The following is a 21,506-nucleotide window of genomic DNA, read 5'->3' as shown; positions in this document are numbered from 1 at the left end:
TTCAGGAAGCAATACCTACCACATGGAATGAGATGCTATACCTATACCAAAAAATTCTAAATGAGATGGTTATCCCTGATAGCACTAATATTGCTATCTCTTAGCGCTGTTGCACAGGTAAGCATGACGGTTCAATTGCCGCCTACAGGAGTATTACAGATGGCCCAGCTCTGGAACATGCTGTTGGTAAGTACATCGTCTTCACCTATCCTCGTAAAGATAGAAATGAGAATGAAAGATGTAGCAACCAATCAACCCATTCTGACAGGGTTTTCCAGAACGATCACCTTAAATAAAGGTGTAAGGCAAATTCAAGCCGGTGATGTAACACCTGTTACCTATGAATACCTTTCTACTGCGGCAGACAGAACGCAAAATGGTTTGCTTACAGCCGGTAATTACATTGCCTGTTATAGTGTGTTTTTGTTGTCAGGTGACGCATTGTCACTGCTGGCCGAAGACTGTTTGGCTTTCGCTGTAGAACCCGTGAGTCCTCCCTTGCTGAACAGCCCTGAAGATCAAAGTATTGTAGACGGTAACCTACCTCAGTTTAGCTGGATACCCCCGGCACCACTTTCTATTTTTAGTGATTTGAATTATGATTTTGTGATCGTAGAATTGAGAAATGGTCAGTCAACCGCAGAAGCCATTCAGCAGAATATCCCTGTGTATAAATCTGTACATAATAAGAACCTGTTTGTGAACTACCCTGTCTCTGCCCTAGCACTGGATACTGCAAAGAAATATGCGTGGACGGTCACCGCTAAAAATGGGAGCACATTCGCAGCACAAACTGAAACCTGGACGTTCAGGATCAAAGGTGCAGCGGCTGAAAAAATGGTGAATGAAACGGCCGCATACATCCTGCTAAAAAAAGAGCTGGATGCTACGCAGTTCACCTGCTCGGGTCCCTTACAGGTAGGGTATAGTAATGATGCCGGCGATACGACCGTGAATTACGAAATCCTGTCGCTTGGTGCAGGTGGAGGTGTGATACAGTCGGGAAAATTATCGTTAACCCGTGGCCAGAACCAGTTAAAGGTCGTACTGAAAGGACTTACCAATGACCAATATTATCTATTCCGACTGCAAAACAACAGGAAGGAATACTGGAATGCAAAATTTATCTACAACAATAAATAAAGCGTAAATGATATTAAAACATGTCGCAGGAAGCAAGCGTTTGATTGCTTCTCTGATGCTTGTTGTGATGTATCTTGAAACGGTGCTGCCGAATTATGCATTCGGCGCTCCTGTGGTAATTCCTGTAAGCGTAACAACAACAACAGTCCCATTGCCTGTAAGGGACAATAGAACGGTACTACCGACTTGGAAAAGCATCCCAGCTGGCTTTACTTCCACATCCAAAGCATTTATCGGTGGGCCTACACAACCCGAAAGTCAGGACTTCCACTCTGTGAACAATGATAACATGGTCGACCTGTTCTCCGGCGACTTCTCTTATTCAATTCCATTGCTGGATGTAGGTGGTTATCCGCTGGCATTGGGTTATAACAGTGGGGTAGGCATGGACCAGGATGCAAGCTGGGTAGGTCTTGGCTGGAACCTGAACCCGGGTTCCATCACAAGAAACCTGAGAGGCTTACCTGATGATTTCAATGGCACAGATACGATTCAACAGGTTTCTGCTATGAAACCTAATGTTAGTACAGGTGTTTCTGTAGCATTGTCAGAAGAGCTGTTGGGCCTTCCGTTGAATAAGCTCACCGGTAGCGATTCAGCGAGTCTCTCTTTATCCCTTACGGCGAGTGTCGGCATTAATTTTAATAACTACAAAGGCTGGGGTGTAGAAACTGGTCTTAGTCCTAGTATCAATGTAGGTGCTGCCTCCATGGGTAAATTGACTGCAGGGTTGTCTCTCACCAATAGCTCTACAGACGGATTTACCGTCGGTACCAGCCTTGATTATAGAAAGAACTGGGAAAGAACGAAGGAAACCGGAACCATGGGTGGCAGTGTTGGCCTTAGCACAGGATTTAATTCCAGAAGTGGCATGAAAGCACTGACCTTGGGATTGGGTACAAACATGACCCGTAGTTCAACAAAAAATCAAACCGGAAGTGACGGTAAGACAATGACCACTACCACCAATCAATGGGGTAGCTCCCCAGGTGCAAGTCGTACAATCATGTCCTTTGCCTATCCTTCTTATTCCCCTGCAGTCACCCTTCCATATACAAATACCAACCTTACATTTACCTTGAAAGTAGGATCCGATGCCATGGTAAGCTCTTCTACGCTTGCGTTTGAAGGTTACTATGCAAAACAGGAAATAAAGGAAGCCGATCAGCGTAGATCACTACCGGCTTATGGCTATCTGAACTACCAGGGTGCCGGTAATAATACGAGTGTATTGATGGATTATAACAGGGAAAAAGATATTCCTTACCGTGAGAAACCCGCCGTACCTAATATCGGTATTCCATCTTATACCTACGATGTGTTCGCGATGTCAGGTGAAGGCACAGGAGGTAGTTTCAGGGCTTACCGGAGCGATATCGGTCATGTATTTGATCACTATAACAAAACTAAATTTGTATCAGGTACAGCAGGAGCTGACCTCTCTGCCGGTGGGCTGGTGCATGCCGGTGCTACAATAGGTCTTACCTATGCTTATACTGAAAATGGTGCCTGGCTGAAAGATAATACGTTTTATTCCCAAACTCCATTTACCAGCTCTCTGGGTACCTACGAAGGCTCATACTTCAGGAACCCTGCTGAGATGACGGTGAATGATAAGGAGTATTATACAAAGCTGGGTGGCGATGATGTGGTGACTGTAAAATTAAATCAATCCAGTATCAGTAGCTCAACCCTGCAGGCGACCAAATACCTGAGCAGGTACCAAAATAAAAAATGGGTAGCTGATGAGGCAATGGATACCCTTAGTTCGATGAGAACAAGGCGTGAGAAAAGAAACCAGGTCATCTCTTACCTCACAGCTGATGAAGCCAGTGTGGCAGGTTTTCCTCGATTTATTGAGAACTATTCAGAGAATTTTTATAGTCTTACCCCTTGTCCTGCTGTTATTTCAGATGATGTAGATGGAGATGGTGTCGGATTACGGGGACAATATTATATCCATAGAAATTTTGAAAAGCAGCTTTACGAGAAAGTAGACACTGTTATATATATGCCCAACCAGACGGTCTTTAACTACGACCGTCCAGCTACAGTTACACCACTAAATACAAGATGGTCAGCAAGATGGACAGGTCGTATCAAAGCGCCTGTTACCGGCGATTACACTTTTTATTTAGACCATGACGATGGTGTCCGTTTATTCCTGAATGATACCAGTCTTGTAGACCGCTTTGGAATAGTGGCTACTACCGACTCGGCCAAAGTAAACCTGGTAGCAGGTCAGTACTATAAGATAAGAATGGATTACAATAATAATAAAGGAGGTATGCGTGCTACGCTGGAATGGAAATACCCTTCCCAGGATCGTATCCGTGTGCCGACAGAAAACCTTTATCTGACATCAACAAAAGATACATTGATGGTGGATAGTATTTCCATAGAGAAACGCGTAAATTCCTTCCGGCAGAAAAACCACATTTCTGAAATTGACGTGACCAATGCCGATGGTAAACGATACATCTATGGCCTGCCTGTCTATAACCTGCAACAAAAAGAAGCCACCTTCTCTGTAGATGCTTCTAAAGGGAATGTAGACAGTGGTCTTGTAAAATATACACCAGGTTCTGAGAACTCAACAGGGAATAGTAATGGTAATGACCATTATTATTCCAGTGAACTTATGCCAGCCTATGCACATACCTTTCTGTTGACCGCCCTGTTGTCTCCCGATTACCAGGATTTAACAGGCAATGGTATTACAGCAGATGATAAAGGTGATGCAATCAAATTTAACTACACCAAGATAGCGGGAATCAATAACCCATACAATTGGCGTTCACCGGCACCTGCTGTCCCGAACCAGGCATCCCTGCACCAGGGTCAGCGTACGGATAACCGCGATGACAAGGGGAGCTATGTGTATGGTCAAAAGGAGCTGTGGTACCTGCATTCTATTGAGTCAAAGAACATGGTGGCCATCTTTAAACTGGCCAGTCGTGATGACCTGCCTGCCATCGATGAGAATGGTGAAAGACAGAAAGGTAATTATGGCCGTAAGCTGGAAGAGATCAATTTGTATACAAAGTCTGAACTGATGAAGGCAAATCCAAAGCCTGTTAAAACGGTTCACTTTGAATACAGCTATGATCTATGTAAAGGAGCCAACGGTAGGATCAACGCCGAAGGTAAACTGACCCTGAAGAAAATCTGGTTCACTTATAATAATAACCAGAAAGGGAAGCGTCATCCTTATGTATTTTATTATAATGGCTTGAATCCGGGTTATAACAGTAATGATGTAGATCGCTGGGGTAGTTACAAATCATCTAGTCAAAATCCAGCCAAGGTCAATAACAATGATTATCCGTATTCATTGCAGGATAGTACACTGGCTGCACAAAACGCTGCTGCATGGACACTGGATTCTATCCAGCTGCCCGCAGGAGGGCGTATAAAAGTGGATTATGAAAGTGATGATTATGCCTATGTACAGAATAAGAGAGCTGCTCAGATGTATACCATTGCTGGGTTCTCTTTAGGTGCACCAAACTCAGCGGACGATTTGCAAAGTAATCTCTACAATGGCCTGTATGATAATCAGTATGTATCAATCAATGTTCCCAAAGCGGTAAGCAACAACGCAGAAGTGTATACCCGTTACCTGGAAGGAATGGAAAAAGTCTATTTCCGCCTGTATGTGAAGATGCCTGCTGATAAATACGGCAGCGGCAGTGAATATGTACCAGTCTATGCAACGCTGGATCAAAGCAAATATGGTTTTTTTAACGGAGGTAAAACCATCTATATCCGTGTGAAGGCTATCAGCACAAATGGTGAAATAGACATGGCTAACAGTGTCTATAGCCCGTTGACAAAGGCTGCCTTCTCTTACCTGAGAATGAACCTTCCATCCAAGGCATATCCGGGTTCTGAGACAGGGGATGATGTATCGGCTGTGGATGTGATTAAGATACTGGCCAGTCAGGCAAGTAATATCGTGCAGATGTTAGCTACATTCGACAATGCTGCCAGGATCAAGAACTGGGCGAGGTCAGTAGACCTGAGCCGCAGTTATATTCGCCTCAATAACCCTTACTATAAAAAGTATGGTGGTGGTATTCGTGTAAAACGCATCAGGATATTTGACAACTGGAATGAGATGACCAAACAGAAAGAATCTGTATACGGTCAGGAATATCTTTATACCACTATCAAAGATATCAATGGTAAAACCGATACCATCAGCAGTGGGGTGGCTACCTACGAGCCAATGATTGGTGCTGATGAAAACCCATGGAGAACGCCATTGGAGTATAACCAGCAGGTTGCAGCACTGGCACCTATTGTAAATGGTTATACAGAGCTGCCATTGGGGGAATCCTTCTTCCCTTCGCCAAGTGTAGGTTATAGTAAAGTGCGTGTGAGAACCATTCATGCAAATAAAATACGCTCTGCTAATGGTTATGGAGAAAACTGTTATTATACCAGTTATGACTTTCCTACATTAACTGATATGACCCTGTTGGCAGATAACAAGAAACGTTACAAACCGGCATTGAGCAATCTGCTGCGCATTAATGCAAAACATTACATCGCAGTCAGTCAGGGTTTCAAAGTGGAGTTGAATGATATGAATGGTCGATTGAAATCACAGGCTTCTTATAGTGAAACAAATACAACTACTCCCGTTGCCTCTACCACTAATTATTACCGGGTAGATGATCAGCAGGCAACGACTAAGCATCTTAATAATACAGTGATGGCCATTACCTCTAAAGGGGTGATTGACACAACTGCCGTAATTGGTAAAGATATTGAGCTGATGACGGATATGCGCGAAGAACGCTCTGTATCTACCGCTTTAACTGTGCAGGTGAATGGAGACATGTTCACCTTCCCCTGGCCTCCGATCATGTTTATACCAGTAGGGTTGAGTGTGTATAATAAAGAAGAGACCATGTATCATTCAGCGGCAGTATCCAAAGTGATCTACCGTCATGGTATATTGGATAGTGTGGTGGTAACGGATAAGGATAGTAAGATCAGTACCCGCAATCTGCTGTACGACAGTGAAACGGGTAATATACTCCTGACCAGCACACAAAATGAGTTCAACGATCCTATATATAATTTCACCATGCCGGCCGGTTGGGCCTACGATGGTATGAGTGGGGCCTATAAGAATACCGGGGTGATACTGAAAAATATCTATATCAGGCAGGGCCGTATTACAAGTGGGTTGCCTGCAACAGCTAAAGTAACAGATTACTTTGCAGGGGGTGATAAGGTTTTGATCTACAGTAAACCTAAAACAGGCGGGGAAGATTGTGCGCCTCATGTGGCCACCTTCCCTGCTACAGGGCTGATGTATACAGTGGATGCGAATGAGCAGAGTGGAGGGAATCCTGATATCTATTTTGTAGATGAGAATGGACAACCTTTTTCAGGGAATGATATTACCCTGAAGGTGGTGAAGTCTGGGAGAAAGAATATAGGTGCATCGATCAGTAGTGTATCATTATTGAAAAACCCGCTTGTACGAACCAGTGCTGGTTACAAGCTGGTGATTGATAGTACGTCAAAAGTAATTGCTGCCGCTGCAGTACAATATAAATCATCCTGGAAAGTACCTGATAGCAGAAAGTCCGGTACAGTGACTACTTGTGTTCCTGAAGCTTATGCAAAGTACGCAGGGGGGGATGCTGCGAATTGCGGGGTGATACAGGCGACTTATGGTAACCGTCTGCTGAGCAGGTCTTACATTGTTAATAATTGTTCCAGCGGATATATAGGCAAGTATGCCGTTTCTTATGTGGTGCCTGCCAATAAATTCTCGTCAACTGTGAGCCAGGCCGCAGCAGACTCTATGGCGCAAAAACTAATGATCGATAGCGGACAGTTGTACGCCAATGCACATGGCGTATGTATCGCTTATTATACAAGTACGGCACAAACGGCTACAACAAGTAAGAACAATTGTGCTGCGGGGTCCAAGGGTGCTACTGCTTCTTATACAGTAGGAGCAGGGTTTTCTCATTCTTATGTAAGCCAGGCTGCAGCTGATTCAACCGCTTATGCATGGGCACTTTCTGAGGCGCAATCGCAGGCAAATAATTCCACCTGTTATTATTATAGCGTTGCACAGAGTGGTAGCTATACAAAGAACAACTGTGCTTCGGGTGGTACAGGAGGATCAGTGAGTTATTCCCTTGCAGCGGGTACAGATTCTTCATCAGTTAGTCAGACAGCTGCCGATTCACTGGCGAAAATCAGACTGGCATCACTGGGACAGGCGAATGCCAATGCAAATGGTACCTGTACCTTCTATAATACACTGGTGAGCGTTACTAAAAACAGGAATAACTGTGCAACAGGCGGCACGGGGTCTTCCGTGACCTACACGGTAGCAGCAGGTAAATGGAGCAGTACAGTGAGTCAGGCGAAAGCAGATAGTTTGGCGAATGCCGATCTGACAGCCAATGGCCAGACCTATGCCAATACAAATGGTACCTGTACCTTCTATAATACAGCGGTAAGCATTACAAAAACTAAAAACAACTGTGCAACCGGCGGTACAGGTTCTTCCGTGACCTACACAGTAGCGGCTGGTAAATACAGCAGTACAGTAAGTCAGGCGAATGCAGATAGTTTGGCAAATGCGGATCTAACCGTGAATGCACAAAATTATGCTAATACAAATGGTACCTGTACCTTCTATAACACAGCGGTAAGCGTTACGAAAACCCGTAACAACTGTGCGACAGGTGGAACCGGTTCTTCCGTAACCTACACAGTAGCGGCTGGTAAGTATAGTAGTACAGTAAGCCAGGCGAAAGCGGATAGTTTGGCGAATGCTGATCTGACAGCCAATGCCCAGACCTATGCGAATACAAATGGTACCTGTACCTTCTATAACACAGCGGTTAGCGTTACAAAAACCCGTAACAACTGTGCAACCGGCGGAACCGGTTCTTCCGTGACCTATAGTGTAGCGGCTGGTAAATATAGTAGTACAGTAAGCCAGGCGAAAGCAGATAGTTTGGCGAATGCCGATCTGACAGCCAATGGCCAGACCTATGCCAATACAAATGGTACCTGTACCTTCTATAATACTGCCGTATCGTCTACCAAGACACGGAACAACTGTGGTACTAATGGAACGGGTTCTTCCGTGACCTACACCGTAGCCGCCAGCAAGTATAGCAGTACAGTCAGCCAGGCGAGTGCAGATAGCCTGGCAAGTGCGGATCTGACAGCCAACGCCCAGACCTATGCAAATACGAATGGCACCTGTACCTATACGAACGATGCGATGAGCCGCACCTATACGAGGAACAATTGTGGAACGGGATATATAGGCAGTTCAGTTACTTATAGCGTGGCTGCGGGTAAATATACCTCTACGGTGAGCTATGCCGATGCAAATGCAAAAGCAGCAGCGGATACATTAGCAAATGGCCAGACCTATGCCAATACGAACGGAACATGTACAGCGCAAACCGTCACTGTCACTATTAATCCGTCTCCATCAGGACACACTGCCAATACGGCCCATGGTACTATTACTGTAAAGACATCTTCCGGGACAACAATTACGAGTGGTAGTTATGATGGAACTGACCTGCTGATCGCAAATGGTGCTTCAAAAACGTACAGTACTACTGCAACTACATTTGTCGTTACCATCGCCGCAATGTCGGCGGGTTATGCTTCTGTAAATGGTACTGCTAAGAATGTTTATTCCGGCACACAAACATGGACCGTCACCGGAAGTACGATCACCATTTTACTGTATTTACAATAATCTTATATATGCGGAAATATTTTTTTCTGACACTCATAATAGTTATAACAGGTCTTAGGAGCTCCGGCCAGGGGGCAACAGGCACCTGCGCCTGTACCTGCCTGAAGCCCTTGTTCGATTACCTGATCGCATCCAACCGGCTTTACATTAAAGAGTCAGATCATATCCTGCTATCCACGCTGATAAACGATGCAAATGCTGCCGGTTATTCGGTGTCTTATTCAGGCTGTTCGATCCTGACGAGTAATATTAATAACTATTTCTATGCCCTTACTACAGCTACTTCCGGCAGTCAGTACAAGGCGCGGTTAGGAGATTGTGCTGTCATATTGACTGCGGTCAACAATGGCACTGTGAATTTCACAAAACTGGCCAGCACGGACTGTGATAACTCTGGTAAAGTATCTTTCAACTATGGAAAGCCGATACATAAAAAGTACATGGTGACCCGTTCCGTGAATGCCTATATGGTATCTGCAACCAGTGATATCTTCCCTGCGGTGACCAGCTTTACAAGGTATGGAATGGATACAGCAGCGACCAACATGCGGGTAGGATTTTCGTCAAACAATACGGGTACATACCAGCTGACGACCGTGATGGCAATTGACAGTGCTGTAAATATTCCGGATGATGCGATTATTCTTTCAGCTACCTTAAACCTGTTTGCTGATCCTGCGGGATTTTATCCTGCTACATATACAAACGCTCATGTGCTCAGGTCAGAAACGGGGTACCAGTCTGTAGGTACGCTGTGCTTTTCTTCTGATCCCTGGACGTACAAGACCGATCCTGTACTCATCCAGGTCCTTGGAGGAACTACCTCTGGTGATGTAGTGGTTGCGGATGATCATTTTCAGAACTTCAGCTTTGACCTGGCCAGTGGTTTGAAAAATTCAAAACGCTTATTGGACAAAGGCATTCTGCTGAAGAACATGAAGACCCTCCCTACTCAATTTACAGATGAATATACCTTGTATGCTACATTTTGTTCACAAAGAAATGCTGATGCAACAAAACGCCCTTACCTGGATATCACATGGACATTTGCAACAGATACGGGTATAGTTGCCCAATTGTATATTGACAGCTGCTATACTTGTACGGATGTTTCATCCGGTTTTTGTTACAGTGCCATCACAGATACCAGTGTGAACCCATATACTTATGGTCTGACCGGCAACTGGCAACCCTACAGGTCTTTTGCCTACTATGGGGCCAGAAAAGAATCAGACCCGACAGACAGTACCCATATTCGTACCGATGGTACATTCCTGAATTATGCTGGTTTCTGGAAGATGACGACAGATAGTACCTGGCAGGCACAGGATACCGCTGTGTCCAGGTGGGTATGGAATAGTGAGAGCACCTTGTTTAACCGAAAAGGCGCAGAGATGGAGAACAAAGATCCTTTAGGCAGGTATAATGCCGCAATATATGGTTACCAGGATGCATTGGCAACAGCAGTGGTACAGAATGCCCGTTTCCGTGAGATCGGTTATGAAGGGTTTGAAGATTATGACTATATAGGCAGTACCTGCGATAGTGTGTGTGCGGTACCAAGGAATTTTGATTTCTCTGCTTACAAGAATGCGTTTGATACGACCGAAGCACATACTGGTCGTTACAGTCTCCGTGTGAATGCAGGAAGTAGTGCGGGCATTACAGCTACGGTCGCTGCTGCTGACGATAATACATTCGAATTAGGGTATACTACAACGGCGAATACCTGTAGTACCGATGGTAGTACCGTTTTGAAGAGAATCGTAGCTGGATCGGATGCGTTACTCCCTTCATTCTCTCCGATAGCCGGCAAACGTATGGTGGTAAGTGTATGGGTAAAAGAATCCGGGCAGTGTGATGGTACATCTTATACCGGTAACCAGGTAAGCATAGTAGTGGGTCGTGCCACTGGTAATATTAGTACAGTGGCAACACCTTCCGGCAACATTATCGAAGGCTGGGAACGCTATGAAGTAGTGGTGGATGTGGCAACCGATGCAACTGCACTGACCGTGAACATGCAGAATACGGGTAGTAATACCGTCTACTTCGATGACCTGCGCATTCATCCATACAATGCGAACATGAAATCTTATGTATACGATGCAGAAACGCTTCGACTGATGGCGGAACTGGATGAGAATAACTATGCGGCGTTTTATGAGTATGATGATGATGGTAGTTTGATCCGTTTGAAGAAGGAGACGGAGAGAGGGGTGATGACTATCACAGAGTCAAGAAGTGCGTTGTTGAATGATTATTAAAAGATATTAAATAAATGAAACGTCTCTTATTAATATTCACACTCGCTATGTTGGTTGCAGGAGATTACAAAATATTATTGGGTATCCCTAACCTGAAATGATTATGAAAGAATTTTATAAATGGCTGACTTTATCCCTATGCCTTTTTGTGGCGCTAAGTAGTCATGCCCAAAGGATCACCGTCCTGAAAAAAAGCCTGGATGGTAGTAAGGGTGAATTATTGGCTAATGCGAGTATTGAAGTGAAAGACTCGGCGTTTTTCTCAGGGAATACTAAATTGAAAACACCGTATGCCGCTAAGAATATTATCGTTTTCCATATCAATGAATATTCAGGCAGGGTATTGCCTGATACGTTTAGTGCCGTAGCTAATGTACGGGTTATTTATAAACGCCCGGACAGTGTGATGGATTCGGTAGACCAATCACTCCACATTAATTATTCTAAGAATGTTGCCTATACGAGCCGCAGTAGTTTTGTGTTTAACAATACACACCAGGTGACCTTGAAGTTACTGAGTCTGAATATTTCCAATGATAATGATAAAGTGATAAATTCATTGCTGTTGGACAATGAGATGGATGTACAGGTGACGTATGCATTAAATTGTACGGACGATGCTGTACAGTCGATTTCTGCTACTGCCACTGCAAATACTGATTCTACCGATGAACTGACCGTTAGCTGGCCAGCGCTAACTGGTGCAGATGAGTACGACCTGGAATGGACCTATGTTGATTCCAGTGCACTGGCAGCTAATAAATATGGTGATCCCATTAACCCGGTATTATTATTCAGGAACAATGCTTCCCGTGTAACAATTACGGGTACTTCATACAGTATTCCATTATTGTATGATGGCAAAGGGACTTTGTTTTTCAGGGTCCGTGCCGTGCAGGATAAAGGTAGTTACGCCAGGATAGAAACGCCCTGGAGTTCTTCATTCAGCGGTGGGCTGGGTAGTTTTGATTTTGTAGGACACCAGCGTGCCTTGAATTGGAATTCAAAGGTGAGTTTTGCAGAAGATGGTAAGCGAAATGTGGTTGTAGCTTATTATGATGGTTCCCTAAGGAACCGGCAGACTGTTACAAAAGATAATACAACAAATACGACTATTGTTGGAGAGAAACTATATGACTACCAGGGTCGTGAAACGATCCAGGTCATGCCTTCTCCTACATTGAGTTCAGTAATAAAATATTCCCGCAATTTCAACCGGGGTCTGAATGGAGAATATGATAAGAGTAATTATGATACCTTGCCTACTCCGGAGGCTTTCCTGACAGCGAGTGCTGCAAAGATGTCCACGGAGAGTGGTGCCAACCAGTATTATTCTTCCAATAATCCGGAGAAGGATGAAGGCATGAACCGCTATATACCAGATGCAGGAGGGTATGCGTTTACAGAAACAGTGTATACGCAGGATAATACTAACAGGATCAGCAGGCAGGGGGGCCTGGGTGAGACCTTTAGGTTGGGAGGCAACCATGAGACTAAATATTATTATGATGCACCTAATGATAATGATCTGGATGTATTGTTTGGTACAGAAGCCGGTGACAAGTCTCATTATTTTAAGAACACTGTGCAGGATGCCAATGGGCAGATGTCGGTCTCTTATGTAGATATGCATGGTCGTACAGTGGCAACTGCGCTGGCTGGCGTGGCAGATAGTGCTGACCTGGAAAATCTTTCTTCTAATATAGGATTTACAGTAACTGATACTTTATCCAGGGCTGGTAGTAACACGATCAGGGATTTGACCCTTGAGAGTACACATAGCCAGTTGGTGGCGCAGAAAGGAGATTATCATTTTCACTATTCCTTAACGCCCCCGGTATTACGTAAACCAGATTGTAATGGAGATACAGTATGTTATAACGGCTTATATGATCTTGAGATTACCATCACAGACGACGTTTACAACCAACACCTTGGTGGCAAGCCTTACGAGGTCACTTACCATAATTTCAAAGCAGATTCCATCATTGCCGATTGTGGTACGCCTGAATCATTCGTAGCAGATTTCACCCTTCAAAATCTGGAGAAAGGTAGTTACATGATCACCAAGCGTTTGACTGTGAATCGTGAAGCAATGGCCTATTATCGTGATAGTATTTTTATGTTGCGCAACCTGTGTACCACCCTGTCTCAAATCATCCAGGAGCAGCGTGATCTGCAGGTAAATACAACCTGTGTACCCGATTGTCAATCCTGCCGCGATAGTATAGGTGACTGGAATGCTTTCCGTACCAGGTATTTGACGAAGGCAGGTGTCCCGACCCAGGACAGCGCAGGATATCGTGCGGAGGCGCTCACCGCTTATAATGATGCCGTAGATGCCTGTAATGCGCTTTGTAATACCACCTCACCAGTCGATGAGATGAGAACTGCCATGCTGGAAGACATGTCGCCATCCTCCGGTCAGTATGCCAATGTAGAAGATTCAAGTGATATTTATTCCATCTTCTACTCTGACGATAATGATTCTGAGCCACTCTATAGCCTGAAGTCTCTTAGTTACAAGAGTGCCACAGGCACTGTAGATAGTGTGTATGATGAAAGTGTGGGTGGGTTTGTGTTACCACAGTCGCTCAGTGCAGAAGACTTTTCAGCGAAGTTCAAGCCATCGTGGGCAAGTGCATTATTGGAATATCATCCTGAGTATTGCAAGTTCCTGGTTTACCAGTCTTACGAGAGCAGCCTTTTGTGGGACAGACGGTTTGAGGCAGTAAATACTTACGCGGCTGCGCGGGATTCCGGTTTCCTGAACCCTACGGGCAACAGCAGTATTCCATTCAAGTCAGTCACAGCTAATATAGACCCTATGGCAGCTACGCAGGCGACCATGCTGAATAAGAAACTGAAGTTCTATTCTGATGTTGCTGATACTACCAAGGGGATTTCTATGTACAGTGTATCCACAATCGGTGTAAAATGTGATGGACTGGGCAGTGATTGTGTAGCGACCTACAAAACAATGTCGAGTGCCTTCAATGAAAGCACCATGTGTGACGGTGACCTGGATATGGCATGGCGTACATTCAGGGAATTATACTTAGCTACAAAATCCCGTATGCTGGATAGCTTGATCCAGCTGACCAAATGTACTGCTACCACCAATGAGCTGATCGCCGCCGGGAAATCAGTTCATTTTACAGATTATTCAACGGCTTTAACATCTTCAGGCATTAGTTATATCGCCAGCGGTGATTCGACAAAAGCAAAAGATTCGGTAGCTGCGAATTTAGCTGCGACATACGCATCCAACTGTCAGAGCTATGTAAGTACCTGGCTTAGCCAGTTGCAAACCTGCAGGTATTACGATACCGCAGTTATCAACCAGATATTCATCCCTAAGATGCTGGCTGTCTGTAAAGCAGGAGCAGATGCGACCCATGTAATGGGATCCAGCACAGTGGCACCTGGTAGTACAAATGAATACAGCAGTTTTCAGGCGATTATAGATGAATACAACAACGCACATAATATTACGGATACATTAAACTGTAATTACCTGTTGGTAACGGCGCCGCTTCCATATGATGCACAGGCAGTATATGCAGAAAGTACCACTTATACCAAACCAACAGCATGTGAATGTACTACGCTCAGTACACTGCAATTAGAATACAAATCCTTTAAGAAAAGTACAGATACCACTTTTGCCGCTTATCTGAATCGCACCCGTAATACGACATTAACAGCGTCTCAGCTGGACGCATTGTTGTCTGCCTGTGATCCTGACAACGCAGCTTGTACCTATGTGACACCTGCGATCACGATCCCTGCGATTATTCAATGTAATACAGCGGCTGCATGCGCGTCCTGTACAACTATCCAGGATCTTTATACCAGTTTTAAATCAACCTATCCTTCACTGAAACCAACAAAAGAGGAAGGGGATAGCAGCATGCAGCAACAGGTGAATTCGCTATTCGCCGCTTACATGAATAACCATACCGGCTTCTCCAAACAGGCCTGGGAATACCTGACATTTATAGAGGACACCTGTACATTATATACATCAAAAGATAGCTCTGTTTGTGTGAATAATGGCATACTACATACGTATAACAGTGGTGATAAAGACATGATCTATGATATGCAAAGAACCAAAGATGGTGGGTATATCATGGCAGGTCAAACTACAACCGGCACCGACCAGGATGGCTATCTGCTGAAAGCCGATTCTACAGGGAATGTAGTTTGGGCAAAGAAATATAAGGCCAATGGCAATGAATACTTTAACCGGATGAAACCGACCTTTGATGGAGGTTATATCGCCGTAGGTACAGTTACCAATACAGGAACTGCAGCGAGAGATCTCTGGCTGGTGAAGACCAATGATACCGGAAAGGTGGTATGGAGTAAGCGTTTAGGATTTAACACAGCAAATGGGGAAGTAGGTCAGGATGTGATCCAGCAATCGGATAGCTCTTTTGCCTTTATCGGGAAAACTAATTTTTATGGTAGTCTTACAGATGGTATGATCGGAGTAGTTTCCGCTGATGGTACTGCTCAATGGATCAGGCAGTTTGGTTATAATAGTGGAGATGAAGGTTATTCCCTCGTTCAGAATGGGGACACATTGGTGGCTTTTGGGTGTGCGCTTTATTTATCTTATTACCGTCCGATATTGTCCATGTTCAACCGGTATAATGGTACGGTAGAAAAATTAACCAGGTTCTCTCACACACTGGATGGCTTTACCTCGATAGGTAATTATTCAGGTTATATTAATAAAACGTCTGCTGGTTATGCGTTAAACATCGCCAATACTACTTCCGCCGGAAAAACGAACAACAGCTTTTTAGGTATATCAAATAGCGGAGGGGTGTTGTACAACAAATGGATGTCTGCTCCTTTAGATTCAGTTTCCACACAGATAATGCCAACGTCTGTGACATTGGATGGCGGATTGATAGCTGCAGAGAACTTTACTTATAGCGGTAAGACGCAGGTGGTGTTTAGGAAGTTCAATGCAGATAAAACCATCGGGTTATCCAACTGGATGAGGATGGACAGTAGTATGATTATGTACCGTGTTTTTCAGCGGACAGACAGTAGTTATGTTGGCAGTGGCGGGTATAATAATGGTGCTTTCCTGCTGTTCACCCAGCCATCAGGTCTGAGAGGTTGTTCAGACAGCACGGTGAAGGTAACCCTGAATACCCTGAGTACAAGTTATTCAACTACCGATACATTTGCGATCAATTACAAGTGGGAGACGGGTTATATGGTTGATTACAGCGTGACGGCCATTGGTATACATCCGATCCATAAAAAGTCAGGTTGTGATGGCACACTGCAGGGTTGTTATACCTTACATAAGGGTCCATTGTTATGTGGCAATTCGACACCGGTATTTGGAACAGTGGCTGTGAATAGTGTCACCAATTGTACGGATAATGAGTTCTTTGCGGTGAGTAAGGGAACTGAGATATATAATGCTTATAAGGATTCACTGAATGGCAGTTTTGATGCCGATTACCTGGCGATGGCAATTGCGGGAGGTCAGCAGGAAGTGTTTACGGTGAGTTATAGTACGAGCGAGTATCATTATACGCTTTACTATTATGACCAGGCGGGGAACCTGGTGAAGACGATTTCACCGGCAGGTGTGGTGATAGATCGTTCAACTGACTGGGTGAACAGGGTACGGGCGGCCAGGGCGGCGGGGATCACATTGGTGCCAGGACATAGGATGGCTACGCAGTATCGTTATAATACGCTTAACCAGGTAGTGTCGAAGGTATCACCTGATGGAGGTGAGAGCCATTTCTGGTACGACCGTTTGGGCCGTCTTATATTATCGCAGGATGCAAAGCAGCACCCCGATAATAAGTACAGTTATACGACCTATGATGCACTGGGTAGGATCAATGAAGTTGGAGAGCTGACGAGTGCTGCAGTCATGAATGATTTCATCAGCCGGGATACAACATTGTTGTCAGACTGGTTGGCCACAGCGAATAATTCTCGTAAACAGATTACGAAAACTACTTATGATATAGCGTATAGCTCATTATCCCAGTTATACCTGACCCCAGGGAATCTTCGCAACAGGGTGTCATGGACGGCATTATTCAATGATGCTGCAGCTCAGGATACGATGGGTTTTGCGACTGCTACATTTTACAGCTATGATGTGCATGGGAATGTTGATACTTTATTGCAGGATTATAAGCAGGGGGGGATGCAGGAGAGTAATAACCGGTTTAAGAAGATGGTGTATGGTTATGATCTGATTAGTGGAAAGGTGAATGAAGTAGGATACCAGCCAGGTCAGCAGGATGCATTTTATCACCGGTATAGCTATGATGCGCTGAACCGGATAACGAATGTAGAGACGAGTCATGATAGTATTAATTGGGACAATGATGCATATTACCATTATTATAAGCATGGTCCATTAAGCAGGATGGTTTTAGGCCAGGAACAGGTACAGGGAGTAGATTATGGATATACTTTACAGGGTTGGTTAAAAGGGGTGAACAGTACGGCGGTGACCCCTGGCTATGATCCTGGAGGCGATGGTGGTAGTGGAACGCAGGTAGCAAAGGATGTATTTGGATTTGCATTACACTATTATGGAGGAAGGGATTATTCGCCTATAGGTACGGTTCACCCTTTTGCATCCGGCACTAACCTGAAGCCTTTATTTAATGGCAATATCTCCGCCATTAGCCAAAATCTTTCCTCAGTAGGTACGCCGTTACAATCCAATTATAGCTATGATGTGCTGAACCGGCTAACAGGTATGCAGGTATCGAAAGGATTGAATGCCGGTACGAATATATGGGAACCGGAGGTATTGGCCGACTTTAAGGAACGGGTGAGTTATGATGCGAATGGGAATATTCTTAGTTACCGGCGGAATGGTAATCATAGTTTTGCGGGCACGCCGTTAGGGATGGATTCTCTGAGATATACATATAAGACGGGGACAAATCAGCTGGATTTTGTGTATGATTCTGTGGGAGCATCTAATTATGAAAATGATATAGATGGTCAGACGGCGGGGAATTATCAATATGACGCTATAGGGAATCTGAGATCAGATCAGGGAGCGGGGATTGATAGTATAGAATGGACAGTTTATGGAAAGATAAGTAGGATAAAGAAATCGAATGGAAGTGAGATCAGTTATACTTATGATGCTTTTGGGAACAGGGTCAGTAAGCGGGTGAATGGGGTAGAGACGTGGTATGTACGTGATGCTGCGGGTAATGTGATGAGTATCTATACGAAAGGGGACGGTAGTATTAATAATGGAGCTTTAAGTCAGACAGAAGCACATTTGTATGGAAGTAGTCGATTGGGTATTAACGCAGTGAAAGTCAATGTGGAAAATGGGAGTGTGTTGCCTGGAGTAAATATGACAGGATTAGGATCAGGAATAAATATTAATTTTACGCGAGGAGAGAAGTTCTTTGAGTTAAGTAATCATTTGGGAAATGTGTTGGTTACGGTGTTAGATCGTAGAGGAGGTATTTCAACGGATGGGATTTTTGTAGATCATTATGAGCCGGCTATCAGTTCCAGCCAGGAGTATTATCCGTTTGGTATGTTAATGCCGGGGAGGCAATCGGGAGGTGGTTATAGGTATGGGTTTAATGGGCAGGAAAGAGATGATCATATAGCTGGAAGTGGTAATAATTACACTGCTGAGTTTTGGGAATATGACACGCGAATAGGACGGAGATGGAATTTAGATCCCAGGCCTGAAGATGGGGTGAGTATGTATTCTGTTTTGAAAAACGCTCCTATTATGTTTTATGATCTTTCAGGTGATACAAGTTATAAACCATTATCAAAGCCTGTAGTTTATCAGAATTATCCAGGCAACCCATATTTAAATCATTCAAAAGAATATTTTAAAGTAGCTCAAGATATAGCATCCGAAGAGGCAGGAAAAGCTGCTACTGCAATGATAAGCGTAGGTTTGTTAGCCACAGGTGTTGGTGAGGTGGGGCTCACTTTAAGAGGTTTGTATGCTGGAGGGGAATTACTTACTGCAAATGGTGCCCGTCTTGCACTAGGAACCTTCGCCAAAAATGTTGCTTTAGATTTATTTGCACAAACGACGACAACTTCTATTTTAAACAGAACGAATCCAATTAAAGCTTTAAAAGATGCAAATTTAACAGCTACGTTTTTGAGTGGAGTAGGCCTCCCTCTGTATTCATCCAATATCATCGGAAATATGTTCCAGTATAGTTATAACGGAGGTCTTCAGACGACTTTCGATGGTGAGGTTTCTTTGTTTAATTATGCAAAGTCTGTTGGGTTTGGAGTCGCTTTTGGTAAACTAGGAGAGAAATTCGGAGAGAAATTTGGTGATTATGCGACAAAATCTATCAGGGGAATTTCTATGGGCATTTATATGTCGGGCTCATTATCTTTAGGTCCGAAAGTAGCTACTGCTGCTGCAACCACTTTTTACATTGGAGCAACACAAGTGTCTCCTAAAACGCTGGATATCACTGGTGGGGTTCTTGATAATTTGACAAATTCAAAAGATTAAAATAATGAAAAAAATTAAATTTATTATTTCTATTTCAATCGTTTTACTGTTTTTCTCCACAATTGTTTGGATCGCAATCAGAGGTTATTATTTGAATAAATATTCCAAATATACTATTGGTCATACCAAAAGAATATACTATACCGGCAAGGGATTGCAGAAAGTTGAGTATTCTTATTGGGTGGACGGAAAAGAATATGAAGGGTCAGATCCATATCATGATGAAGTTGTTCCTAATGGACGATATTGGATCAAATTCTCGTCTAAAATACCAGATAGAAGCGAGTTACTATATGATGTTATAGTACCTGATAATATAAAAATACCTGATGGAGGAATTGATAAATTACCATCTGGTGAGACTCCCAAATTTGACAGCTTGTTTAGAAAGATGTAATAAATAACTACTAGGGTTCATTTCATAAATGGATATTATGGATAAAATATTCAAATCTTTGCTTTATGGCAGCCAGACGAGAATATCTTACTGACGAGCAATGGTCCTTTATATCCCCATTAATAACACCAGATCCTATTAGGGCAGACATCAAAGGCCGTCCAAGAGAACATAGTGATCGTGATGATATGAACGGAGTTATGTGGGTATTACCGACTGGTGCGGCATAGATGGATAATGTCAATAAATTCGTTTTATAATTATTACAATAATGTTAGCCTCTTTGTGAGAAGTGCCATTATTTTATAAATATTTTGAAAACATTCAGTATGAGACAAGTGATAATTCTTATTTATTGTTTTGTAGGACACCAAGGGAGAAAAATGAAACTCCTAGAGGGCTGTTCCTCAAATGGAGTGAAAACATACACTCTAAAGTAAAATAAAGAATTATGGATATAAAAAATTCTATTAAGCTATTTGTTGAGACGTTGAAAGAGAGACCGCATATGTTATTGTTAGGAAATCCTGATTTTAATACATATAAAGTCTTTTTAGATGGATTTTTGTTAGGCTTGGAATCGGCCTATGATACAAGAATAATGTTAGACATGACTTTTTGGTTTCAAAGGAAATTAAAAATTGAAGCAAAATATCATTGGACAGATATGATTCCGATTTATTATAAAGGGAAAACTGATGATGAATTGATTGTTATTTTGTTACAAACACTGAGCGATTACGTTGAGGAAAAACTGTAATATAAATAGTTGTCGAGCAAATGCATTTTATTATTTATGAGTTCCTTTCCCATTAACTACGTTTTACAATTGTTATAACACAGGTGTTTATCATTATACTCTTTACTATTGCGGTCAAGACTTTACAATTACGGAAACATGCAAACTGAAGTAAAATAATATACTATGGATATTAAATCTTCTATTAAATTATTTGTTGAGACACTGCAAAAAAGGCCTAGAATGTTTTTTTCAGAAGAGCCTGTTTACAATACCTATAAAATTTACATTAAAGGATTTTTAGCAGGTTTAGAATTGGCATTTGATACAAAAATAATGTTAAAATTGACATTGTGGTATCAGGAGAAGTTTAAGATTGAAGCGAAGCATCACTGGATAGAGATGATTCCACTTTTGAATAAGGATAAATCAGACGATGAATTAAAAGTTATTTTATTTCAAACTTTGCGTGAAAACGTTGAAGAAGAATTATAATGAAAAAGGGTGCATCTCGCTTTTGCTATATCATATTAAGGAGAATTTCAGTTCCAATTTAACAGAAGAAATCATTTTTTATTGTTTAATAGGACACCAACGGAGAAAAATGAATCTCATAGAGGGTTGTTTCCTCCAATGGAGCATAAGTATAATTTAAAGGGTAGTAG

Annotated in this window: 8 protein-coding genes; all 8 read left to right on the top strand. The window is 43.1% G+C overall.

Going from position 1 to position 21,506, the window contains the following annotated elements:
- The first annotated feature begins 60 nt into the window (after positions 1–60).
- The 8 genes from DXN04_RS21990 to DXN04_RS21955 all read left to right on the top strand — a co-directional run bounded on the left by DXN04_RS21990 (position 61) and on the right by DXN04_RS21955 (position 21,336).
- Entirely contained in the window at positions 61–1,143 is a 1,083-nt protein-coding gene (locus tag DXN04_RS21990; RefSeq protein WP_147320027.1) for a hypothetical protein, read from the top strand.
- A 7-nt stretch (positions 1,144–1,150) separates the two neighbouring features.
- Complete coding sequence (locus DXN04_RS21985; RefSeq protein WP_116855559.1) at positions 1,151–8,908, top strand: DUF5977 domain-containing protein; 7,758 nt, start codon at positions 1,151–1,153, stop codon at positions 8,906–8,908.
- Between the two features lie 8 nt (positions 8,909–8,916).
- Complete coding sequence (locus tag DXN04_RS21980) at positions 8,917–11,175, top strand: hypothetical protein (protein WP_116855558.1); 2,259 nt, start codon at positions 8,917–8,919, stop codon at positions 11,173–11,175.
- A gap of 103 nt (positions 11,176–11,278) precedes the next feature.
- Positions 11,279–19,705, top strand: a complete 8,427-nt coding sequence (locus DXN04_RS21975; RefSeq protein WP_147320026.1) for an RHS repeat domain-containing protein — start codon at positions 11,279–11,281, stop codon at positions 19,703–19,705.
- A 4-nt stretch (positions 19,706–19,709) separates the two neighbouring features.
- Positions 19,710–20,102, top strand: coding sequence for a hypothetical protein (locus tag DXN04_RS21970; protein WP_116855556.1), 393 nt, complete (start codon positions 19,710–19,712; stop codon positions 20,100–20,102).
- Between the two features lie 65 nt (positions 20,103–20,167).
- Positions 20,168–20,332, top strand: coding sequence for a transposase (locus DXN04_RS35850; RefSeq protein WP_116855555.1), 165 nt, complete (start codon positions 20,168–20,170; stop codon positions 20,330–20,332).
- Between the two features lie 221 nt (positions 20,333–20,553).
- Positions 20,554–20,862: a hypothetical protein gene (locus DXN04_RS21960; protein WP_147320025.1), complete on the top strand. Its 309-nt coding sequence runs from the start codon at positions 20,554–20,556 to the stop codon at positions 20,860–20,862.
- A gap of 165 nt (positions 20,863–21,027) precedes the next feature.
- Entirely contained in the window at positions 21,028–21,336 is a 309-nt protein-coding gene (locus DXN04_RS21955; protein WP_116855553.1) for a hypothetical protein, read from the top strand.
- Positions 21,337–21,506: the final 170 nt, after the last annotated feature.

It is taken from the genome of Chitinophaga silvisoli, from assembly GCF_003412465.1.
Classification (GTDB): domain Bacteria; phylum Bacteroidota; class Bacteroidia; order Chitinophagales; family Chitinophagaceae; genus Chitinophaga; species Chitinophaga silvisoli.
This window is presented reverse-complemented; position numbering and strand designations above follow the sequence as displayed.

Excerpts from the sequence above, each read along its gene's own strand:
- DXN04_RS35850 (WP_116855555.1), top strand. The coding sequence starts at position 20,168 with ATGGCAGCCAGACGAGAATATCTTACTGACGAGCAATGGTCCTTTATA.
- DXN04_RS21975 (WP_147320026.1), top strand. The coding sequence starts at position 11,279 with ATGAAAGAATTTTATAAATGGCTGACTTTATCCCTATGCCTTTTTGTG.
- DXN04_RS21985 (WP_116855559.1), top strand. The coding sequence starts at position 1,151 with ATGATATTAAAACATGTCGCAGGAAGCAAGCGTTTGATTGCTTCTCTG.
- DXN04_RS21960 (WP_147320025.1), top strand. The coding sequence starts at position 20,554 with ATGGATATAAAAAATTCTATTAAGCTATTTGTTGAGACGTTGAAAGAG.
- DXN04_RS21970 (WP_116855556.1), top strand. The coding sequence starts at position 19,710 with ATGAAAAAAATTAAATTTATTATTTCTATTTCAATCGTTTTACTGTTT.
- DXN04_RS21990 (WP_147320027.1), top strand. The coding sequence starts at position 61 with ATGAGATGGTTATCCCTGATAGCACTAATATTGCTATCTCTTAGCGCT.
- DXN04_RS21955 (WP_116855553.1), top strand. The coding sequence starts at position 21,028 with ATGGATATTAAATCTTCTATTAAATTATTTGTTGAGACACTGCAAAAA.
- DXN04_RS21980 (WP_116855558.1), top strand. The coding sequence starts at position 8,917 with ATGCGGAAATATTTTTTTCTGACACTCATAATAGTTATAACAGGTCTT.